We start from the raw sequence: 21045 nt of genomic DNA, 5'->3' as shown, positions 1-21045 counted from the left end.
GGGGTCAGGCCGCGTTGAAGTCCGCCGGATCGGGGCCCAGCCTGCGGTCCTCGTTCAGCGCGCGGATCGCGGCCATGTCCTCCGTGTCCAGCTCGAAGCCGTACACGTCGATGTTCTCGGTGATCCGGGTGGGCGTCACCGACTTGGGGATGACCACGTTCCCCAGCTGGATGTGCCAGCGCAGCACCACCTGCGCGGGGGTGCGCCCGTGCTTCTGCGCGATCGCGACGATCGCCGGGACCTCCAGCAGCCCCTTGCCCTGGCCGAGCGGGGACCATGCCTCCGTGGCGATGCCCTGCTCGGCGTGGAACTCCCGGGCCGCGCGCTGCTGGAGTCTCGGGTGCAGCTCGATCTGGTTGACGGACGGGATCACCGAGGTGGCGTCCAGCAGCCGCTCCAGATGCTCGGGGAGGAAGTTCGACACACCGATGGCGCGGGCGCGACCGTCGGCGTGGATCTTCTCGAACGCCTTGTAGGTGTCGGCCGCCTTGCCCAGGGCAGGGGCCGGCCAGTGGATCAGATACAGGTCCACATGGTCGAGGCCGAGCTTCGCCAGCGACGCGTCGAACGCGCGCAGCGCGGCGTCGTACCCCTGGTCGGTGTTCCAGAGCTTCGTGGTGACGAAGAGGTCCTCGCGGGGGATGCCGGAGGCGGCGAGCGCCCGGCCCGTGCCCTCCTCGTTCCCGTAGATCGCGGCGGTGTCGACGCTGCGGTACCCGGCCGCCAGGGCGGTGCCCACGGCCTGCTCCGCCTCGTCGTCCGGGACCTGCCAGACGCCGAAACCGAGCTGCGGCATCTCGACGCCGTTGTTCAGGATGATCGGGGGGACCTTGCTGCTCACGGGTTCTCGATCCTTCGAGTCGTCGGTGTGTCGCCTGATCGGTCGCTCGGTCGAGCGGTGCGGGGATGGTGCGACGGCCCCGCGTACCCTCCCATCGTCATCGATCGCGCCCGGTCACGCATTCCGTTCCCCGGTACGGACTTCCCCGGCCCGTGGACCGGACCCGGCGCAGGGGCGCGCAATCAGACCCGGTACAGGGCTTCCACCTCGGACGCGTACACCCGTTCGATCGCCGCGCGCTTCAGCTTCAGCGACGGGGTGAGCAGCCCGTGCTCCTCGGTGAACCGGTGGGCGAGAATCCGGAAGGTGCGGATCGACTCCGCCTGGGACACCAGGGTGTTGGCCGTGACCACCGCGCGCCGCACCTCGCTCTCCAGCTCCGGATCGCGCACCAGCTCCGCCGTGGCGGGCCGCGCCTTGCCCCGCATCTCCAGCCAGTGGGCCACCGCCTCGGCGTCCAGGGTGACGAGGGCGGCGATGTACGGACGGTTGTCGCCCACGACGATGCACTGCGCGACCAGCGGATGGTCCCGGACCCGGTCCTCCAGCGGGGCGGGCGAGACGCTCTTGCCGCCCGAGGTCACCAGGATCTCCTTCTTGCGGCCGGTGAGCGTCAGATAGCCGTCCGCGTCCAGCGCCCCCAGGTCACCGGTGGCGAACCAGCTGTCGCCGGCGCGGTCCGCGCCGGTCGCGCCCGGAGCGCCGAGATACCCCTGGAAGACATGCGGGCCGCGCAGCCACACCTCGCCGTCGTCGGCGATATGCGCGGACGTGCCGGGCAGCGGCTGCCCGACCGTGCCGAAGCGGGTGCGCTCGGGCGGGTTCGCCGTCGAGGCGCCCGAGGTCTCCGTGAGGCCGTAGCCCTCGAACACGGTGATCCCGGCGCCCGCGAGGAACAGCCCCAGCGAGCGGTCCATCCCGGAGCCGCCGGACATCGCGAACCGCGCCCGTCCGCCCAGGGCCTCGCGCAGCCTCGCGTACACCGGCCGGTCGTACAGCCGGTGCTGCATCCGCAGCGCCGCCGACGGCCCGGGACCCGTGCCGAACGCCCGGTCCTCCAGCGCGCCCGCGTAGCGCACCGCCGTCTCCACGGCCTTCTCGAACGGCGCCGCCCTGCCCTCCCGTTCGGCGGTGCGGCGGGCCGTCTGGAGAAGGCGCTCGAAGATGTACGGGACCGCCAGGACGAACGTCGGCCGGAACGCGGCGAGATCGGGGAGCAGCGAGGCCGCGTCGAGCTGCGGCTGATGGCCGAGCTTCACCCGCCAGCGGACCGCCGTGACCTGCACCATCCGGCCGAAGACATGCGCCAGCGGCAGGAACAGCAGCGTCGCGGGCTCCTCCCCGCGCGCCGAGCGGAACAGGGGCTCCCAGCGGCGGTAGACGGTGTCGGCCTCGAACATCAGGTTCCCGTGGCTGATCACACAGCCCTTGGGGCGGCCGGTGGTGCCGGAGGTGTACACGATCGTCGCGACCGAGTCGGGGGTCACCGCCCTGCGGTGGCGGTGGACCATGTCGTCCTCCAGATGCGCCCCCGCCTCGTACAGCTCCCGGACCGCGTCCGCGTCGAGCTGCCACAGCCGGCGCAGCGCGGGGAGCCGGTCGATGACGGTGGCGATCGTCATCGCGTGGTCCTCGTGCTCCACCATCGCCGCGGTCACCCGCGCGTCGTGCAGCATCCACAGGACCTGTTCGGCCGACGAGGTCGGGTAGACGGGGACGACCTCCGCCCCGACGGTCCACAGCGCGAAGTCGAACAGGGTCCACTCGTAGCGGGTCCGGGACATGATCGCGACCCGGTCACCGGCGCGGATGCCCTCCGCGAGCAGCCCCTTGGCGAGCGCCAGGACCTCGTCGCGGAACTGGGCGGCCGTCACGTCCCGCCAGCGGCCCGTCCCGTCCTTGTGGCCGAGGACGATGTGCCGGGGATCGGTGCGGGCATGCTCGTACACGGTGTCGGCGAGGCCGCCGACGAGCGGTGGTGTCACCGTCGGCAGCGGCGGGCTGGTGAACTCGCGCAAGTGTGTGCTCCTTGTGGCGGCTCCCACGGCGCGGCGACCGTACCCCACTCGTCCGTGCCGTGGGAGAGGGCCTCCGGTCTGTCGCGGACCGCGCTCCCGGGGGAGGAACCGGCCACCTCGGGAGCCCCCGGACAGATCCCTCCCGCTACGTCCACCTTCTGCTTACCCGCCGGTAGGTTCCGGTCCCGTCATCTCCACGGAATCCCTACGGGATCTGCCCGAGCGCGCCGGGTGGGGTGCGGCGCGGGTGCGGGGGGCGGGAGGCGGGAGCGAGCGCCGGGCGTGCGACCGACGCGGGGGCGCCCCCGTGCCCCCGTGCCCCCGGGCTGGCGTGCTCCCGTGCCCCCGGGCTCCCGTGCCCCCGGGCTGGCGTGCTCCCGGGCCGGCGTGCCCGCGCTCCAGCGCTTCAGCGTGAGCGGTGCAGTCGGTCGCCGCCCGCCAGGATCGCCGCCGCCAGGGCGTCCGCCGTGTCCGCGGCCGTCCCCGGGCGCCTGCCCCGGCCGTGCAGCAGGACGAAGTCGACCTCGCCCAGCTCCGGCAGCCCCGCCCGCTCCGGCACCCGGGTCAGACCCGGCGGCATCAGCCCCCGGGAGTGGGCCATCACCCCGAGCCCCGCGCGGGCCGCCGCGATCAGCGCGCTGAGGCTGCCGCTGGTGCACGCGATCCGCCAGGGGCGGCCCTGCCGCTCCAGCGCTTCGAGGGCCCGCGCCCGGGTGATCCCCGGCGGCGGGTACAGGATCAGCGGCACCGGCCGCTCCGGGTCCAGCCGCAGCCGCTCCGCGCCGATCCACACCAGCCGGTCGTGCCACACCGGCTCACCGGCCGTGTCCTCGGGACGGCGCTTCGCCAGGACGAGATCGAGCTTCCCCGCCGCGAGCTGCTCGTGCAGGGTGCCCGACAGCTCCACGGTCAGCTCCAGGTCGACCTCCGGATGGTCGTGCCGGAACGCCTCCAGGATGTCGGGCAGCCGGGTCAGCACGAAGTCCTCCGACGCGCCGAACCGCAGCCGACCGCGCAGCCGCGTCCCCGTGAAGAAGGCCGCCGCCTGCTCATGGACCTCCAGCAGCCGCCGCGCGAACCCCAGCATGGCCTCGCCGTCCTCCGTCAGCTCCACCGAGTGGGTGTCCCGCAGGAAGAGCTGACGGCCCGCCGCGTCCTCCAGGCGCCGCACATGCTGGCTCACCGTCGACTGCCGCAGCCCGAGCCGCCGCGCCGCCCGGGTGAAGCTCAGCGTCTGCGCCACCGCGAGGAAGGTCCGCAACTGCGTGGGGTCGTACACACCTCCACGGTACCGGGGTCATCGCGAATCGCGATCACAGTGAGTCGCTTGTACGGGATTCCCGATCACGCCCCCGGGGAGGACGATGGGGAGGGCGGTGCGCGGGTGCGGCCGGTGCCGTCACGCACCTGTACGCACTCGTCGCGTACGACCGCCGCACCACGTGAACCGCGCCGAACCGCACCGAATTTCAACCGACGACCCCGGACCACGCCGGACCGAGCGAGTGAAGGAAGCGATGCAGCGCACCCCCGGGCCGCGGACCCCCCGCCCCCATGGCACCCCCGGTCCGGCCGCGCCGCGCGCCCGGCGCCCACGACGCCTGCGGCTGCCCGTCGACCCGTTCATCGCCCTGCTGCTCGGCACGGTCGGACTCGCCGCGCTGCTGCCCGCCCGGGGGTCCGCCGCCGACGCCGTCTCCGGGGCGTCGACCGCCGCGATCGCCCTGCTGTTCTTCCTCTACGGGGCCCGGTTGTCCACCCGCGAGACCCTGGACGGGCTGCGCCACTGGCGGCTCCACCTCACCGTCCTCGGCTGCACGTTCCTGCTCTACCCGCTGCTCGGCCTCGCCGCCCAGGGCCTCGTCCCGTATGTGCTGACCCCCGCCCTGTACGGCGGGTTCCTGTTCCTGACCCTGGTGCCCTCGACGGTCCAGTCGTCCATCGCCTTCACCTCCGTCGCACGCGGCAACGTCTCCGCCGCGATCTGCGCGGGCTCCTTCTCCTCGCTCGCCGGGATCGTGCTGACCCCGCTGCTGGTCGCCCTGCTGATCGACGGCGCCGGAGGCGGCTTCTCCGCCGACTCCGTGCTGCGCATCGTGCTCCAACTCCTCGCCCCGTTCCTCGCGGGCCAGCTGCTGCGCCGCTGGGTCGGCGGATTCCTCACCCGGCACCGCAAGGCGCTCGGGCTGGTCGACCGGGGTTCCATACTCCTCGTCGTCTACACCGCGTTCAGCGCGGGCATGGTCCAGGGGATCTGGCAGCAGGTCACCCCGCCGCGACTGCTCGCCCTGCTCGGCGCCGAGGCCGTCCTGCTCGCGCTGATGCTCACGGTGAGCTGGTTCGGGGCGAAGCGGCTCGGGTTCGCCCGCGAGGACCGGATCGCCGTCCAGTTCGCCGGGTCGAAGAAGTCCCTCGCCGCCGGGCTCCCGATGGCCGGGGTGCTGTTCGGCGCGGAGGCGTCGCTGGCGGTGCTGCCGCTGATGCTGTTCCACCAGATGCAGCTCATGGTCTGCGCGGTCATCGCCCGCCGCCGCTCCCGCGACCCGGTGACCGGCGCGGACGGCCATGAGCCGGTGTCCCCGCCCGGTCCGGTCGCCGGTGCGGACGGGCCGGAGCCCGTCAGTCCCCGGGCGTCAGACGCAGCCGCAGGAATCGCGGCCGGTACAGCGACACGTTCCGGTTGACCTCCGTGTGCGCGACACCGGGCGCCGCGTCCAGCCAGTTCACGTCGTAGCTGAGCAGCAGTCCGCCGTCGGTGCCGAGCGCCGGGTGCGTCCGCGGGTTGTACGCGGCGAGGCCCCCGCCGCCGCCGGAGTCCTCCGGCAGCGGGGGCGCGAACTCCTTCACCGGTCCCTGCCAGGGCCCGCTCGGCGAACACGCCCAGTACGCGGTGACGGTCGTCAGCCCCCGTGTCCCCGCCGCCATCGTGAACAGCGTGTACGTGTCCCCGTCCCGGACCACCGTGAACGCGCTGCCGACCCCCTTGGCGTCGCCGTCCCCGAGCACCGGGCGGGGCTCGGCCCGCCGCGACCAGCCCCGGCCGTCCCAGTACCGCCACGCGCCGGACTCCGCGAGCCTGCCGTCCGGGACCCGCGCCACATAGGCGTACGCGTGCCTCCCGAGCGCGGAACGGCCGTCGTCGCCGCCGAAGACGTACGTCCAGCCGCCGTCGGCCACCGCCGCCGTCCCGAACAGCACCCGCTCGGCCGGGTCGGCCACCGACGACTGGTCCAGCACCGTCGTGATCCCCTCGACCCGCAGGTCCGGCAGCGACAGCGTGGCCACCTCGGTCGCCGCGGGCACCCCGTAGATCCACGGCGCCCGGCCCGTCTCCCGCGTCCACAGCAGGACCCGTACGACGCGCTCGTCCGAGCCCGGGGTACGGGGTTCCACCCGGGCCGCGACCGGCCAGCGCCAGCGGTCCGGGGCCGGGTCGGGGAACAGGGGCGCGGGCAGGGTCCGCTCCAGCACGCCCGACGCGGACATCAGCACACCCGAGTTGCGGACGGCCGGTGCCGACATCTCCCGCCAGGTGTGGGGCTGGCCGGACGGATTGGGCGGCTGGTGCACCCGGCCGAGGAAGGTGTCCGAGAACAGCCACAGGACCCGGCCGTCGGGCAGCCGCACGGAGTGCGTGCCGTCGCCGCCGGTCCAGTCGTCGTGCAGGATTCCGTCGTCGCCGTAGCGGGCGAACTCCCCGGTCACGGCGGGGTCCGGCTCCCAGGACGCGACGGTGCGGGGGGTGCAGGTCCGTCCGGTGCGGTCGGGGGAGGTGTCCCCGCCGGGGAGGGTGGCGACCGCGAGGGCGGTCAGGAGGGCGAGGGCGAGTGCCAGGGCACCGGCGAGGCGGGGGCGTCGGGGGAGGAGGACGCGTCGTGAGGGGAAGGTGCGTCGTGGGGGGAGGTCGGCGGCCACCGACGCGACGCTAGTGGCCTTGGCCGGCCTCGGTCCACCGTTTCGTCCCGGCTGGGCGTACCTGTTCCTGTGCGGGTCGCTCGTGGGGTGCGCGGTTCCCCGCGGCCCTGGGGTTCCACGGCTGGGCGTACCTGTCCCCGTGCGGGTCGTTCGTGGGTGCGCGGTTCCTCGCGCCCCTGGGTCTGTCCGGCTGGCCGTACGTGTTTCTGTGCGGGTCGCTCGTGGGGTGCGCAGTTCCCCGCGCCCCTGGGGTTCCACGGCTGGGCGTACCTGCTCCCGTGCGGGTCGCTCGGTGGGTGCGCGGTTCCTCGCGCCCCTGGATGCTGCCCCTTCGGGTTGTTCGTCGGGTGCGGGCCGGTTCTCGTCTTTTGCGCAGTTCCCCGCGCCCCTTTCGGGGCGCCCCTTCGGCTGTTCCTCGCGTTCAGGGGGAGGGGAGGGCGACTCGGTCGGGGTTCGCGTAGATGTTCATGTTCGGGCCGCGGAGGAAGCCTACGAGGGTGATGCCCGTCTCGGCCGCGAGGTCCACCGCCAGCGACGACGGCGCCGACACGGCCGCCAGCACCGGCACCCCCGCCATCGCACACTTCTGCACCAGCTCGAACGAGGCCCGCCCCGACACCAGCAGCACGCCCCGGGACAGCGGCAGCCGCCCGGACCGCAGGGCACGGCCCACCACCTTGTCGACCGCGTTGTGCCGTCCCACGTCCTCGCGGACGTCCAGCAGCTCCCCGTGCTCGTCGAACAGCGCCGCCGCGTGCAGTCCGCCCGTCCGGTCGAACACCTGCTGCGCGGCCCGCAGCCGGTCGGGCAGCGCCGACAGCAGCTCCGGCGCCAGCCGCAGCGGCGGCTCGTCCGCGACCGGCCACCGGGTGGTGGTCCGCACCGCGTCCAGGCTCGCCTTGCCGCACAGCCCGCAGGACGACGTGGTGTAGACGTTCCGCTCCAGTGTGATGTCCGGCACCTCGACCCCGGGGGCCAGCCGCACGTCCACGACGTTGTACGTGTTGCCGCCGTCCGCCGTCGCGCCCGCGCAGTACGCGATCCCGGCGACCTCCTCCGCCGCCCCGACGACCCCCTCGCTGACCAGGAAGCCCGCCGCGAGCGCGAAGTCGTCGCCCGGGGTGCGCATGGTGATCGCCAGCGGTTTGCCGTTCAGCCGGATCTCCAGCGGCTCCTCCGCGACCAGCGTGTCCGCGCGGGTCTCCGCCCTGCCGTCCCTGATCCGGACGATCCGGCGGCGCTCGGTGACACGTCCCATGGTCGTCCGTCCCGGTTCTGTGCGTGTGGTGTCCGGCGAGGGCCCGAGGGCACCCGCACGGGCCCATTGTGCGGTGCCCGGGAACACCGTGGACGACCGGTGGGACGGCGGGGGCGCGTGCGGCGGCCGGCGGTCGGCCTGCGATCATGGGCGGAGCCAACAACGCCCGCGCCCGAATCCTGTCGCTTTACACTCCCTCGTACTGGCGGGTCGCTGAGCAGACTGGCAGATCCGTGATCTCACCCGGTACCAAGGGGGACCCCCATGTCCGGCACGCGCATCACCGCGCTAGGCCACTACCAGCCCGCCGGAGTCCTCACCAACGAGGACCTGGCGGGGATGGTCGACACCAGCGACGAGTGGATCAGGTCCCGCGTCGGTATCCGTACCCGGCACATCGCCGGGGACGACGAGCCGGTGGAGGACCTCGCCTCGCACGCCGCCGCCAAGGCCCTCGCCGCGGCCGGACTCGACCCGGCCGCGATAGACCTGGTCGTCGTCGCGACCTCCACCGCGATCGACCGGTCCCCGAACATGGCCGCCCGGGTCGCCGCCCGGCTCGGGATGCCCAGCCCGGCGACCCTCGACCTGAACGTCGTGTGCGCGGGGTTCACCCACGCCCTGGCCACCGCCGATCACACCGTCCGCGCGGGCGCCGCCACCCGGGCGCTGGTCATCGGCGCCGACAAGATGACCCAGATCGCCGACTGGACCGACCGCACCACCTGTGTGCTGCTCGGTGACGGCGCGGGCGCGGCCGTGGTCGAGGCGTGCGAGCCGGGCCAGGAGGCCGGGATCGGCCCCGTGCTGTGGGGTTCGGTGCCCGAGATGGGGCACGCGGTGCGTATCGAGGGGACCCCGCCGGTCTTCGCGCAGGAGGGCCAGAGCGTCTACCGCTGGGCCACCACCCGGCTGCCCCCGCTCGCCCGGGAGGCCTGCGAACGCGCCGGGCTCAGCCCCGCGGACCTCGCGGCCGTCGTGCTCCACCAGGCCAATCTGCGGATCATCGAGCCGCTCGCCGAGAAGATCGGCGCGGTGAACGCGGTCGTCGCCAAGGACGTCGTCGACTCCGGCAACACCTCCGCCGCCAGCATCCCGCTCGCGTTCTCCAAGCTGGTCGAGCGCGGGGAGATCACCTCCGGCGCGCCCGTGCTGCTCTTCGGCTTCGGCGGCAATCTGTCCTACGCCGGACAGGTCGTGCGCTGCCCCTGATCCCGGCGACGGTCCGCCGCACGGCGTGACCCGGTGAACGTGCCGGGGCGGGCCCGTGTGCCGCGGGCCCGCCCCGTTCTCCTGGTGCCGTGGCGCTACGGCGTCTCCTTCGTCACCTCCAGGTCCGCCGTCGGCCTCTTCACCGAGCCGCCGGGGGTACCGGTCGTGCTGGAGTCGTTGCCCGGTACGGGGTCCTGGGTCAGTGCCCCGACCCGCGCCGTGTTGCGGATGTCGGAGCCGTCACCCGTGTACCGCGGATCCAGCTTCACCCGGAACACCCAGGTCACCGAGGCCCCGGGGGCCAGGGTCGCGAGCGGACCGCAGACCACCGTGTCACCGGACTCGCAGTCGTCCTCCGACGAGACGAACCCGAGCGCGGTCGGCAGCGCGTCGGTGACCGTGATCTGCTCGGCCTGCGACGGTCCGTTGTTGGTGACGGTGACCTCGTAGTCGAACATCTCGCCGGGCGCGATCGGCGTACTCGTCACCGGACGCTTGACGATCCCGAGGTCCGCGGAGGGCGCCGCGACCTGACCGCCCGGCACGGTCGCCGTGTCGGTGTCGTTCTCCGAGGCCGGGTCGATGTTGTCGGCCGTGACCTTCGCGGTGTTCAGCAGATCGCTGCCGTCGCCCTTGTACGCAGGGTCCACCCGGACGGTCAGCACGTACTCGGCCGTCTCACCGACCCGCAGTGGGCCGGCGCGGCGGCAGGACACCGCCTGGCCCGAGACGGTGCAGCCGCTCGGCGAGGACGACACATACGTCAGCCCCGTCGGCAGCTCGTCGGCGAGCCGTACGTTGAACGCGTCGGCCGACGGGCCGTTGTTGGTGATCCGGATGCGGTAGTCGAACGTCCGGCCGGGGACCGGTGCCGTCGTGCCGACCGCCTCCTTCGTCACCGCGAGATCCGCGTACGGCTGGTTGACCGTGCTGCCGGGGAGCCCCGCCGGGGGACTGGTGTTGTTGCCGGGCACCGGGTCGTCGGTGTCGGAGGACACGGTGGCGGTGTTGGCGATGTCGGAGCCGTCACCCCGGTACGCCTCGTCCAGCCGTACCGTGAACCGCCAGGTCTTCGACGCGCCCGGGGCGAGTACCGGCTGCGGACCGCAGGAGACGGTCTGCGCGGTCGCCGTGCAGCCGTCGGGCGACGACACGAACGCCAGCGGGGCCGGCAGCGTGTCGGTGACCCGGGCGTCCAGCGCCCGCGAAGGACCGTCGTTGGTCACGGTGACCGTGTACCCGAAGGTCTCACCGGGGGAGACGGGTGCCGTGGTCGAGGGCTGTTTGGTGGTCCACAGATCGGCCTGCGGACCGGTGACCCCGCCCGGCGGCAGGACCGGCGGCGAGGTGTTGTCCTCCGGGTTCGGGTCCGTCGAGTCGGACGTGGAGGTGGCGGTGTTCCGCAGATCGGAGCCGTCGCCGCTGTACGCGTCGCTCAGTCTGACCCGGAACGCCCATGACACGCTCGCGCCGGGCGCGAGCCGGGCCCGCGGCCCGCAGGTCACCCGCTGTCCGGCCGCCACGCACGGGTCGGGCGAGGAGACGAAGGTGATCCCCTGCGGCAGGGTGTCGGTGGCGGTGACATTGCGCGCGTCGGACGGACCGGTGTTCTCCGTGGTGATCCGGTAGCCGAACTCCTCACCGGGCACCACCGGTCCGCTCCCGAGCGCCGTCTTCACGGTGTTCAGGTCCGACACCGGGTCGAAGGGGCCGACCGGGGTGACCGGGTCGGTGGTGTTGTTGCCGGGGTCCGGGTCCTCCGCCTCGGAGGTACCGGTCGCCGTGTTCCCGAGGTCCGTGCCGTCGCCCTGGTAGGACGGGCTGAGCCGGACCACGAACGTCCACGACTTCGTCTCGCCGACCAGCAGTTCCGGCTCCGGGCCGCAGGTGACCGTGCCACCGGACGCGGTGCAGCCGTCCGCCGACGACACGAACTCCAGGCCCTCCGGCAGGGTGTCCGTCGCGATGACGTCACGGGCCACCGAAGGGCCGTTGTTACGGGCGGTCAGCGTGTAGGTGACCAGGCCGCCGGGCGGGGTGTCCGCACGGAGGCCCGGCGCCCGGCCGAGCTGTGTCACCACCTGCGCGGGCGTCAGCGGAGCCAGCGCGCTCGCGGGCCCGGCGCCCGCGCACAGCACGGCCGCGCAGGCCAGCGTGGCGACCGCGCCGCGCAGCACGGGACGGCGGCGCCCGGCACGTCTCTTCGGTCTCATCGCATCGGTTTCCGTTCATGCTCGGGCCTCACAGGGGCTGTGCGGCACGGATCGGGGGAGCGGGCGCCGGAGCGGGGCCCGCGGACGGGACACGGTGGCCTGGGCGGCCCCTGCGGGGAGGGCGGCTGTGCCCGGGGTGGCCCGTACGGGGCGGGCGGCGGCGGTCGGGGCGGGCCCTGCGGGCAGGGCGGCGGAAACGGGCGGCGGGCCCGTGCCGGGCTCAGCTCGCCTGCTTGGTGAGGACCAGATCGGCGGTCGGCCGGGCGGTCCGGCCGCCCGGCGGACCGGCGGAGCCGCTGTTGTTGGACGGATCGGGGTCGTCGGTGGCGGACGAGACGGTCGCCGTGTTGCGGAGCCCGGTGCCGTCACCGTCGTAACCGGGGTCGAGCAGCACCCGGAACGTCCAGGTCACCGAGGCGCCGGGGGCGAGGGCCGCGACCGGGCCGCAGGTCACGTTCCGGCCGGCCGCCGTGCACGCGCCGGTGGACGAGTCGAATGACAGGGCGTCCGGCAGCGGGTCGGTGAGCGTGACCTGACGGGCCACGGACGGGCCGCCGTTGGTGACCGTGACCTCGTAATCGAAGGTCCGGCCCGGTGCCACGGGCGTCGCGCCCACGGCCCGCTTCACCGTCCGCAGATCGGCCCTGGGGGCGGTGACCCCGCCGGGCGGGAGAGCGGCGGCGCTGGTGTTGTTGGCCGGATTCGGGTCGGACACGGCGTGGGTGAGCGTCGCGGTGTTGCGCAGGGCGGAGCCGTCACCGGTGTACGCGGGGTCGAGCCGCACCCGGAACACCCAGGAGGAGGACCGCCCGGCGGGCAGCGTGGCCCGGGCCGGGCAGGTCACCGTCAGCCCGCTCGCGGTGCAGCCGTCGGTGGACGAGACGAAGGTGAGACCGGCGGGCAGGGTGTCGGTCATCGCGACGTCCGACGTGTCCGAGGGGCCGCTGTTCGTCGCCGTGACCCGGTAGTCGAACTCCTGGCCCGGGGTCACCGGGCCGGAGCCGACCCCCGACTTGGCCGCGGAGACATCGGCGAGCGCGGTGACCGTCGTGGTCACGCTCGCGGAGTTGTTGGACGCGTCGGTGTCGGAGCGGTTGCCCGGCGGTGTCACCGTCACGGTGTTGACGAGCGTGGCGGGCTGCGCGGGTGCCGTTCCGGTGATCGTGTACGTCGCGGAGCCGCCGCGCAGCAGATCGGCGGTGGTCGCCAGGGTGTTCCCGCTGCCGGACGCCTGCCCGCAGGCGCTGCCCGTGGTCGCCGCGCATGTCCAGGTCACGCCGGTCAGCCCGGGGACCGTGTCGCGGATCTGCGCGCCCGTCACGTCGTTGGCGTCGCTGTTGGCGACCCGGACCGTGTACGTCACCGGGCCGCCGCCCGCGGGGACGGTGGTCCGGTCCGCGGTCTTGGTGACCGACAGGTCCGCCGGGACATTGATCTTGAGGTCGCCGATCTCATGGATGTTGGTGGCGCCGCCGGTCCCCGCCGAGAACCCGACCTTCAGGGTGGAGGGCAGCGCGGGCTGGTTGGCGATGGCGCTCACGTCGCTGTCCGTGATGATCCGGTTCAGGGCGGTGCCCGGTCCGGTGTCGGACCAGACCGACACCAGCAGCCTGCCCGAGCGCGGCACCAGACTGACCCGGACCGTCCGGTAGTCGCCCCGACCCGTGGTCTCCACGGTGTTGCCGGGGCCCATCACGGAGGTGCCGAAGCGGTAGCCGGTGTTGCCGTTGCCGCCGCCGCGCAGCACGATCCGGTTGGCCTGGCTGCCCGGCCCGCCGTTGCCGACCAGCCCCGACGAGAAGTTGCCGAACTCGTCGATCCCGATGCCGAGGAACGCGCCGGGCACCCCGGCCCGGGTGCAGGGGTTCCCGGAACAGGCGTAGCCCAGCGCGCCGCCCGGGGCGCCGGTGCCGTTGGCGGCGCCGCCGTCCGAGAGGAAGAACGCGATGCCGTCGCCGCGTCTGCCGTCGAACGCGGTGCCGCCGTAGGAGGCGTAGGTGAACTCGGCGACGATCCCGAGACCCGTGGAGAACGAGTCGTTCATCTGCCAGCCCCCGGCCTGATTGCCGGCGGCGCTGGTGAGCCGCAGCCAGCCGTCGCTCACATAACTCGCCGTACCGGTGAGCGAGCCGAGGTTCCCGGCCGCCCCGTCGAACGGTTCATGGACGGGGAAGCTCAGCGCGCGGGGCTGTGCGCCGCGCTCCGCGGCACGCTGCGGGGGCGACCCGCCGTCGCCGCTCGCCGCGGCGGTCAGCGCCGGACAGAGCAGCAGCCCGCACAGTACGGCGAGCAAGAACCTCGGACGGGCGCGGCGGGTCCTGGCGCGGACCGGGCCCAGGGGGGATCTCATTTCCGCGGAGCCTCGTTCTCTGGTGCGGGTGCGGGTGCGGGTGCGGGTGCGGGTGCGGGTGCGGGTGCGGGTGCGGGTGTGTGGTGTTCGTGGTGCGCGGGGGGCTTCGGGGTGGCCGGGTGCCGGGGTGGCCGGGTGCCGGTGGGGCGGCGCCCGGCCGGATCGCCCGGCCGGATCGCCCGGCCGGATCGCCCGGCCGGATCGCCCGGCCGGATCGCCCGGCCGGATCGCCCGGCCGGGACCGTGCGGGGGCCGGGCGCCGTCCTGGTCAGGCGCGGTCGTGGGTCACGAGCCGTCGCGCATCAATGAGTCGTCGTGGATCACGAGCCGTCCCGGCGGCGGGCGAGGAACACCAGGAGACCGCCCGTGGTCAGCGCCGCGCCCGCGGACCAGGGCAGCCAGCCGGGAACCTCCCGGCCGGAGTCCGCGAGGTGCGGACGGCCGCCGCCCGGCTTCCCGTGCCCGTGATCGTGTCCGTGGCCCGGCCCGTGCCCGTCGCCGGGGCGGGTGGGGTGCGGAGTGGGACGCGGGGTGGGCGGCCGGGTCGGGTGCGGGCTGGGCTTGCCTCCCGGGTGCTTGAGGTACAGGGGGCCGCCGCCGGGGCCGGTGGTGCCGGGCGGGTTGGTGTTGTCGGCCGGGTCCGGGTCCCGGGTGGAGGAGGTCACCGTGGCGAGGTTCTCGATCTCGCAGCCCTGGTGCTGATGGCCGCCGTGCCCGCCGCCGCCCGACCCGCCGCGCAGGGTGGTCTCGTCCAGCGCCCGTACGACGATCCGGTACACCGCGTGCTCCCCGGCCGGGAGCCGCTCCAGCGACGGACATGTCACCAGTTGCCGGGTGGGGCCGGACACCGCGCAGCCGTCCGGTGAGGAGACGAAGCTCAGGACCCGGGGCAGCGGATCGGTGACCTTGACGTCCCGGGCCGTCCCCGGGCCCTGGTTGCGTACCTCGACGCGGTACGTGAAGGTGTCGCCGGGCACCACCCAGGACCGTCCTTCGGGAAGGACGGCGGCCTTGCCGAGCGAGAGGTCCGCGATGCCCACGCCCGGCGGGACACCGCCCAGACCGCCCAGCGACACCTGGTTGTTCCCGTGGTCCGGGTCGGGTGTACCGGAGGACACGGCGGCGATGTTGGTGATGTCGGAGCCGTCGCCGGTGTACCCGGGGGACAGCCGGACGGTGATCAGCCAGGAGTACGACTCGCCCGCCCTGAGCGCGGCGAGCGGCCCGCAGGTGACGGTACGGCCCCGGGCCGCGCAGTCGCGCGGCCCGGAGACGTACTCCAGGGCGGCGGGCAGTTCATCGGTGACGACCACGTCGACCGCGCGCGCCGGTCCGTGGTTGATCGCCGTGAGCCGGTAGGTGTGGGTGAGCCCGTCGCCCTCGGCGGCCAGCCGGTGCGTGGCCGCACGCGGCACGAACTCGGAGCTGAGCGCGAGGTCGGCGCGCGCGGGTGCGGGGCCGGGGCCGGGGGCGCCGGATTCGGGGGTCCCCAGGGCGGTTTCCGAGGGCGTGGGGGTGGCGGTGCCGGTGGGTGGTGCGGTGGGGGAGGCCGGTGCCGTCGGTGTCGCTGTGGCTGTGGCTGTCGGTGTGGGTGTCAGCGTCGGGGGCGCGGGGGTGGGCGTGGGGGGCGCGGCCGGGGCGGACGTGGTGGGTGCGCCGGAGCGCGAGGGCGCGGGGCGTGCGTCCGGCGTGGGGGTGGCGCCGGGCGCTGGTGCGGTGCTGTCGGCGTAGGTGGGTGCGGGGGCCGGAGCCGGTGCGGTCCGTACGTCGGGCCCGTCCTGGGCGATGACGCGGTGTCCGGCACCGGGTCCTCCGGTCACGGGAGGTGCGGGTGACTCCGTGGTCCCCGCGCTCGCTGTCGTCCCCGTACCCGCTTCCGTCCCCGCGAGGGCCGTGCCCCGCGCCGCGTCTGACGACGCGTCGTCGATCGGCCCGCCCCCACTTGCCCCACCCGTACCGTCGGCTGCCCCGGTCGCGCCGACCAGGCCGGTCCGTGAGCCGTCAGCACCGTCAGCACCGTCAGCACCGTCAGCACCGTCAGCACCGGCCGCACTGGTAGCCCCAGTCGCACCGGCCCCGCCCGTAGCCCCCGCCGCGCCCGGTACGTTCCCCTCCGCACCGGACGGAGGCGCCGCCGCGCGGTCGGCCTCCGGGCCGGTTCCGGCCGCCGCGTCCCCGGTCGCCGTACCGGGGCCGGTCGTGACCGTTCCGGTGGCGCTGTCCGCGGGGGACGGCACGACCTCGGCCGCGTTCGCCGGGCCCAGCGGGGTGAGCATCGAGAACCCCGCCCCCAGCACACAGCACGCGGCGGTCACCCCGCCGACCCGGCGGGCCGCCTGCGCGGTCCGTCGACGTTTGCCTCTCATGCGGGGTTCGCCTTCCGTGAGCAGCGGTCTCAAGATCCCGGTCTCACGACTCCCCTTTACCGTTCTGTTTATAAGACTATTTCGGCCAATTGCCCTTATTGCAGTAATGGTGACGTTCATTCAGATCAAGGAGGGCGTCCGGTCGGCGGTGTGTGCTGCCGTCGCGGTACGAGGTGGGCGGCCGTGCCGGTGTGGGTTGCACCGACCTTTGTCCTGAGTCGGGAAAAAGTCGATGCCAATCTCGACGTAACTTCTTCCCAGCCCGCGCAACCGCTGCTACGTTCCACCCGAAAGCAAAAAGGGAACAGCCGAACAGGCGGGGAGGGGCACGTGAGACGTATGACGGCACGACCCGCCAACGCGCATCAGGCGCGACTGCTCAAGCTGCTGCGCGACGAAGGCCCCCACTCGCGGGCCCAGCTCGGCGACCGGGTCGACCTCTCGCGGTCGAAGCTCGCCGTCGAGGTGGACCGGCTGCTGGAGACCGGACTCGTGGCCGCCGACGGGCTCGCCGCCTCCCGGGGAGGCCGCCGCTCCCACAACATCCGGCTCGCTCCCGAGCTCCGCTTCCTCGGTGTCGACATCGGCGCCACCTCGGCCGACGTGGCCGTCACCAACGCGGAACTGGAGGTGCTGGGCCACATCACCCAGCCCCTCGACGTACGCGACGGCCCCGTGGCGGTCTTCGAACAAGTCCTCGCCATGGCGGCCAAGTTGCGGGCCTCCGGGCTCGCCGAGGGGTTCGACGGTGCCGGGATCGGCGTCCCGGGACCGGTCCGCTTCCCCGAGGGTGTCCCTGTCGCCCCGCCGATCATGCCCGGCTGGGACGGCTTCCCGGTGCGCGAGGCGCTCAGCCAGGAGCTGGGCTGCCCCGTCATGGTCGACAACGACGTGAACCTGATGGCGATGGGGGAGCAGCACGCGGGCGTCGCCCGTTCCGTGGGCGACTTCCTCTGCGTCAAGATCGGCACCGGTATCGGCTGCGGGATCGTCGTCGGTGGCGAGGTCCACCGGGGGACGACCGGCAGCGCGGGGGACATCGGCCATATCCAGGTCGACCCCGGCGGCCGTCCCTGCGCCTGCGGCAACCGGGGCTGTCTGGAGGCGTACTTCAGCGGCGCCGCGCTCGCCCGGGACGCCCTGGACGCCGCCCAGCAGGGACGTTCCGACGAGCTGGCGGCCCGTCTCGCCGCCGCCGGGGTGCTGACCGCCGCCGATGTGGCCGCCGCCGCGTCGGCCGGGGACGCCACCGCGCTGGAGCTCATCCGCGCGGGCGGCAACCGCACCGGTCAGGTCATCGCCGGACTCGTCAGCTTCTTCAATCCCGGCCTGGTGGTGATAGGCGGCGGTGTGACCGGGCTCGGTCACACCCTGCTCGCCGCGATCCGCACCCAGGTCTACCGCCAGTCGCTGCCGCTCGCGACCGGCAACCTGCCCATCGTCCTGGGCGAGCTGGGACCCGCCGCCGGAGTCATCGGCGCGGCACGGCTCATCAGCGACCACCTGTTCTCGCCGGCCTGACCGGCGCGCACCACCGCACCACCCGCACGGACGCACCACCGCACCGCCGCAGGACCGGTTGGACCGCACGAACGCTGGACCGCACCGCAGCAGGGCCGCACCGCCGCACCAAGCGTCACCCGTGTCAGCGCACCGCCGAACCGCCGCACCGCCGAACCAAGCGCCATCAGCGCCAGCGCCACCCGCACCACCCGTAAACGAGCAGCACCCGCACCGAGCACCGCCCGTACCACCCGCACCGCCCGTACTCGGCACCGACCGTCCCAGAGCCGCAGCACCGCACGGAACGCACCGCCCGTACCAGGCACCGCTCACATCACCGGCGTCACCCGTATCGCCCGCACGGAACGCACCACGCGCACCACCCTGATGGCACGTGCCACCACGCACCGCACCTGCCCGTATCAGCGCCGCCACCTGCCCGTACCAGCGCCGCGTCGCCGCCGCGCCCGTCCCGCGCGCCGTCGCGCGTCACCCTCGGCCCACCCGCACGGAGCCGTGCTCCGCGCTGCCCGCACGCCCCGCCGCCGACGGCCCTGGCCGTCCGCACACCCGCCTCCCGCACGCCCGCTCCCACCCGCTCAGCCGCCCTCCCAGCCCGCCCGAACCCGTCCCGAACCGCGTCCGCGCTCCGGCCGTACCGCCGAGGGGAACCCTTCATGGCACCACAACCACCGCTGCTCCATATGTCCGGCATCACCAAGTCGTTCCCCGGGGTCCGCGCCCTCGACGGCGTCGACCTGGAGGTACTGGCCGGTGAGGTCCACTGTCTGCTCGGGCAGAACGGCGCCGGGAAGTCCACCCTCATCAAGGTGCTCGCCGGGGTCCACCAGCCCGACGACGGGGAGATCACCTGGCAGGGCGACCGGGTCCGGCTCAAGTCCCCGATCGCCGCCATGCGGCTCGGGATCGCCACCATCTACCAGGAACTCGACCTGGTCGAACACCTCTCCGTCGCGGAGAACGTCTTCCTCGGCCATGAACCCACCACCGCCGGGTTCATCGTCCGGGGCCGGGACGCCCGTACCGCCGCCGCGGCCCTGCTGGGACGGCTCGGCCACCCGGAGATCGACCCCGCGCGGCTCGTCGGGGAACTGTCCGCCGCGCACCAGCAGGTCGTGTCCATGGCCCGCGCGCTCTCCCACGACGTCCGGCTCATCGTGATGGACGAGCCGTCCGCCGCGCTCGACCCGGACGAGGTCGACAACCTCTTCCGGATCGTCACCGACCTCACCGCCGACGGTGTCGCCGTCGTCTACATCTCGCACCGGCTGGAGGAGATCCGCCGGATCGGCAACCGGGTCACCGTCCTCAAGGACGGCCGTGCCGTCGCCGGGGGACTGCCCGCCGCCTCGACCCCGACCGACGCCGTCGTCTCCCTGATGACCGGCCGGGACGTCGCCTACGTCTTCCCGCCGCGCCCCGCCCCCCGGGACCTGCCCGCACCCGTCCTGACCGTCGAAGGACTCAGCCGGGCAGGCGAGTTCGAGCCGCTGGACCTGGCGGTGCGGCCCGGTGAGATCGTCGGCCTCGCCGGACTCGTCGGCTCCGGCCGCTCCGAGATCCTGGAGACCGTCTACGGGGCCCGGCGGCCCACCGCCGGACGGGTCACCGTCGACGGCGAGGTACTGCGCCCCGGCAGCGTCCGGGCGGCGGTGCGCGCCGGGCTCGGTCTCGCCCCCGAGGAACGCAAGGCGCAGGCCCTGCTGATGCTGGAGTCCGTCACCCGCAACGTCTCGGTCTCCACCATGTCCCGCTTCGCGCGCGGCGGCTGGGTCGACCGGGGCGCCGAACGCGCCGCGGCGCAGAAGGCGACCCGCGAACTGTCCCTGCGCCCCGACAACCCCGACGCCCCCGTGCGCACCCTGTCCGGCGGCAACCAGCAGAAGGCGGTGCTCGCCCGCTGGCTGCTGCGCGGCTGCAAGGTCCTGCTCCTCGACGAGCCCACCCGCGGTGTCGACGTGGGCGCCCGCGCCGAGCTGTACGCGGTGGTGCGCAGGCTGGCCGACGAGGGCCTCGCGGTGCTGCTGGTCTCCAGCGAGGTGCCCGAGGTGCTCGGACTCGCCGACCGGGTGCTGGTGCTGCGGGAGGGCCGGGTCGTCCATGAGGCGCCCGCCACCGAACTCGACGAACACCGCGTACTCGATCTCGTCATGGAAGGAAGTCCCGTGCCCACGCAGACCCCGTCCACGGCAGCCGCGCAGCCGGCGGCCCCGTCCACGGAAGGGAGCCCGGCGTCATGACGCAGCCCGTGTCCCCCGCGCAGCGCGACGGGTCCCCGGCCGGTCCCGACCTCCGCAAGACCCCCGGGCAGCCGCCCGACCCCGGCGGCGCGGGCGGGAGGTCCCCGAGGTCCGGGGCGCGGGTCGCCCTGGCCCGTGCGGACGTCCGCACCCTCAGCCTGGTCGGGGTCCTCGCCGTCCTCGTCCTGATCGGCGGGATCACCAAGCCCGAGGAGTTCCTCGACACCACCAATCTGCAACTGGTGCTCACCCAGTCGTCCATCATCGGTGTCGTCACCGTCGGGATGACCTTCGTGATCATGAGCGGCGGAATCGATCTGTCGGTCGGCGCGATCGTGGCCCTCGCCTCCGTCTGGGCGACCACCGTCGCCACCCAGGAGTACGGCTTCGCGGGCATCCTGTTCACGGCGGTGCTCGTCGGGCTGGGCTGCGGACTCGTCAACGGCGTCCTCATCGCGTACGGCGGGATGGTGCCGTTCATCGCGACCCTCGCCATGCTGGCGTCCGCCCGCGGGCTCGCCCTCCAGATAACCGACGGCAAGACGCAGGTCGTCAGCCTCGACAGCATCCTCGACCTCGGGGAGCGCGACGCGTACATCCTCGGGGTGCCGCCGCTCGTCATCGTCTTCGCCGGGGTCACCGTCATCGGCTGGCTGCTGCTCAACCGGACCACGTTCGGCCGCCGCACGGTCGCGGTGGGCGGCAATCCCGAGGCGGCGCGGCTCGCCGGGATCGATGTCCGGCGCCAGCGCCTCTACCTCTATCTGCTGTCCGGGCTGTGCTGCGGGATCGCCGCGTTCCTGCTGATCATCCTGTCCGGCTCCGGCCAGAACACCAACGGCAATCTGTACGAACTGGACGCCATCGCCGCCGCGATCATCGGCGGAACCCTGCTCAGCGGTGGCCGGGGCACCATCGTGGGCTCCGTGCTCGGGGTGCTGATCTTCACCACGATCACCAACATCTTCGCCCTGAACAACCTCCAGAGCGATGTCCAGCAGATCGCCAAGGGCGCGATCATCGTCGCCGCGGTCCTCGTCCAGCGGCGCACCTCCAGCCATACCTAGCGCCCCGCGCGCACCCCTCCCGGCTCCTGGCGAGCCCCCTT

The 21045-nt window shown here is 73.8% G+C and carries 13 protein-coding genes; 5 read left to right on the top strand and 8 right to left on the bottom strand.

What is annotated here, in order from left to right; genetic code table 11:
* Nucleotides 1-4: 4 nt before the first annotated feature.
* The 3 genes from OG711_RS07065 to OG711_RS07055 form a co-directional block, all read right to left on the bottom strand.
* Nucleotides 5-841, bottom strand: a complete 837-nt coding sequence (locus OG711_RS07065; RefSeq protein ID WP_099279958.1) for an aldo/keto reductase — start codon at nucleotides 839-841, stop codon at nucleotides 5-7.
* Between the two features lie 182 nt (nucleotides 842-1023).
* Nucleotides 1024-2859: an AMP-dependent synthetase/ligase gene (locus OG711_RS07060; protein WP_266506485.1), complete on the bottom strand. Its 1836-nt coding sequence runs from the start codon at nucleotides 2857-2859 to the stop codon at nucleotides 1024-1026.
* A 406-nt stretch (nucleotides 2860-3265) separates the two neighbouring features.
* Entirely contained in the window at nucleotides 3266-4138 is an 873-nt protein-coding gene (locus tag OG711_RS07055) for a LysR substrate-binding domain-containing protein (RefSeq protein ID WP_266506483.1), read from the bottom strand.
* A 328-nt stretch (nucleotides 4139-4466) separates the two neighbouring features.
* Here OG711_RS07055 and OG711_RS07050 point away from each other — a divergent pair, with 328 nt between their 5' ends.
* A complete protein-coding gene (locus OG711_RS07050; RefSeq protein WP_329563664.1) occupies nucleotides 4467-5543 on the top strand; it encodes a bile acid:sodium symporter family protein in 1077 nt (358 codons plus the stop codon).
* Here OG711_RS07050 and OG711_RS07045 read toward each other — a convergent pair.
* Both OG711_RS07045 and fdhD read right to left on the bottom strand, forming a co-directional pair.
* Nucleotides 5479-6774: a DUF4185 domain-containing protein gene (locus tag OG711_RS07045; RefSeq protein ID WP_405672905.1), complete on the bottom strand. Its 1296-nt coding sequence runs from the start codon at nucleotides 6772-6774 to the stop codon at nucleotides 5479-5481. The genes OG711_RS07050 and OG711_RS07045 overlap by 65 nt on opposite strands.
* A gap of 421 nt (nucleotides 6775-7195) precedes the next feature.
* Complete coding sequence (gene fdhD / locus OG711_RS07040) at nucleotides 7196-8032, bottom strand: formate dehydrogenase accessory sulfurtransferase FdhD (RefSeq protein ID WP_329558771.1); 837 nt, start codon at nucleotides 8030-8032, stop codon at nucleotides 7196-7198.
* Nucleotides 8033-8296: 264 nt separating this feature from the next.
* On the opposite strand from fdhD, the gene OG711_RS07035 reads away from it, so the two are divergent.
* Nucleotides 8297-9244, top strand: coding sequence for a beta-ketoacyl-ACP synthase III (locus OG711_RS07035; RefSeq protein ID WP_073790331.1), 948 nt, complete (start codon nucleotides 8297-8299; stop codon nucleotides 9242-9244).
* A gap of 95 nt (nucleotides 9245-9339) precedes the next feature.
* Here OG711_RS07035 and OG711_RS07030 read toward each other — a convergent pair whose 3' ends face one another.
* The 3 genes from OG711_RS07030 to OG711_RS07020 all read right to left on the bottom strand — a co-directional run bounded on the left by OG711_RS07030 (nucleotide 9340) and on the right by OG711_RS07020 (nucleotide 16173).
* Nucleotides 9340-11457 carry a COG1361 S-layer family protein gene (locus OG711_RS07030; RefSeq protein WP_329558770.1) on the bottom strand — a complete coding sequence of 706 codons (2118 nt, stop codon included), beginning with the start codon at nucleotides 11455-11457 and terminating at the stop codon, nucleotides 9340-9342.
* Nucleotides 11458-11677: 220 nt separating this feature from the next.
* Nucleotides 11678-13807: a hypothetical protein gene (locus OG711_RS07025; RefSeq protein WP_329558769.1), complete on the bottom strand. Its 2130-nt coding sequence runs from the start codon at nucleotides 13805-13807 to the stop codon at nucleotides 11678-11680.
* A gap of 320 nt (nucleotides 13808-14127) precedes the next feature.
* Nucleotides 14128-16173: a DUF11 domain-containing protein gene (locus OG711_RS07020; RefSeq protein WP_329558768.1), complete on the bottom strand. Its 2046-nt coding sequence runs from the start codon at nucleotides 16171-16173 to the stop codon at nucleotides 14128-14130.
* A gap of 339 nt (nucleotides 16174-16512) precedes the next feature.
* On the opposite strand from OG711_RS07020, the gene OG711_RS07015 reads away from it, so the two are divergent.
* The 3 genes from OG711_RS07015 to OG711_RS07005 all read left to right on the top strand — a co-directional run bounded on the left by OG711_RS07015 (nucleotide 16513) and on the right by OG711_RS07005 (nucleotide 21004).
* Entirely contained in the window at nucleotides 16513-17694 is a 1182-nt protein-coding gene (locus OG711_RS07015) for an ROK family transcriptional regulator (protein ID WP_266506469.1), read from the top strand.
* Nucleotides 17695-18353: 659 nt separating this feature from the next.
* Nucleotides 18354-19937: a sugar ABC transporter ATP-binding protein gene (locus tag OG711_RS07010; protein WP_329558767.1), complete on the top strand. Its 1584-nt coding sequence runs from the start codon at nucleotides 18354-18356 to the stop codon at nucleotides 19935-19937.
* Nucleotides 19934-21004, top strand: a complete 1071-nt coding sequence (locus OG711_RS07005) for an ABC transporter permease (RefSeq protein ID WP_266506465.1) — start codon at nucleotides 19934-19936, stop codon at nucleotides 21002-21004. Before OG711_RS07010 ends, OG711_RS07005 begins: the two co-directional genes overlap by 4 nt.
* The last annotated feature ends 41 nt before the right edge of the window (nucleotides 21005-21045 follow it).

The sequence above is a fragment of the Streptomyces uncialis genome, from assembly GCF_036250755.1.
GTDB classification, from domain to species: domain Bacteria; phylum Actinomycetota; class Actinomycetes; order Streptomycetales; family Streptomycetaceae; genus Streptomyces; species Streptomyces uncialis.
Note: the sequence above shows the minus strand (reverse complement) of the source record. Positions and strands in the feature narration are given on the sequence as shown.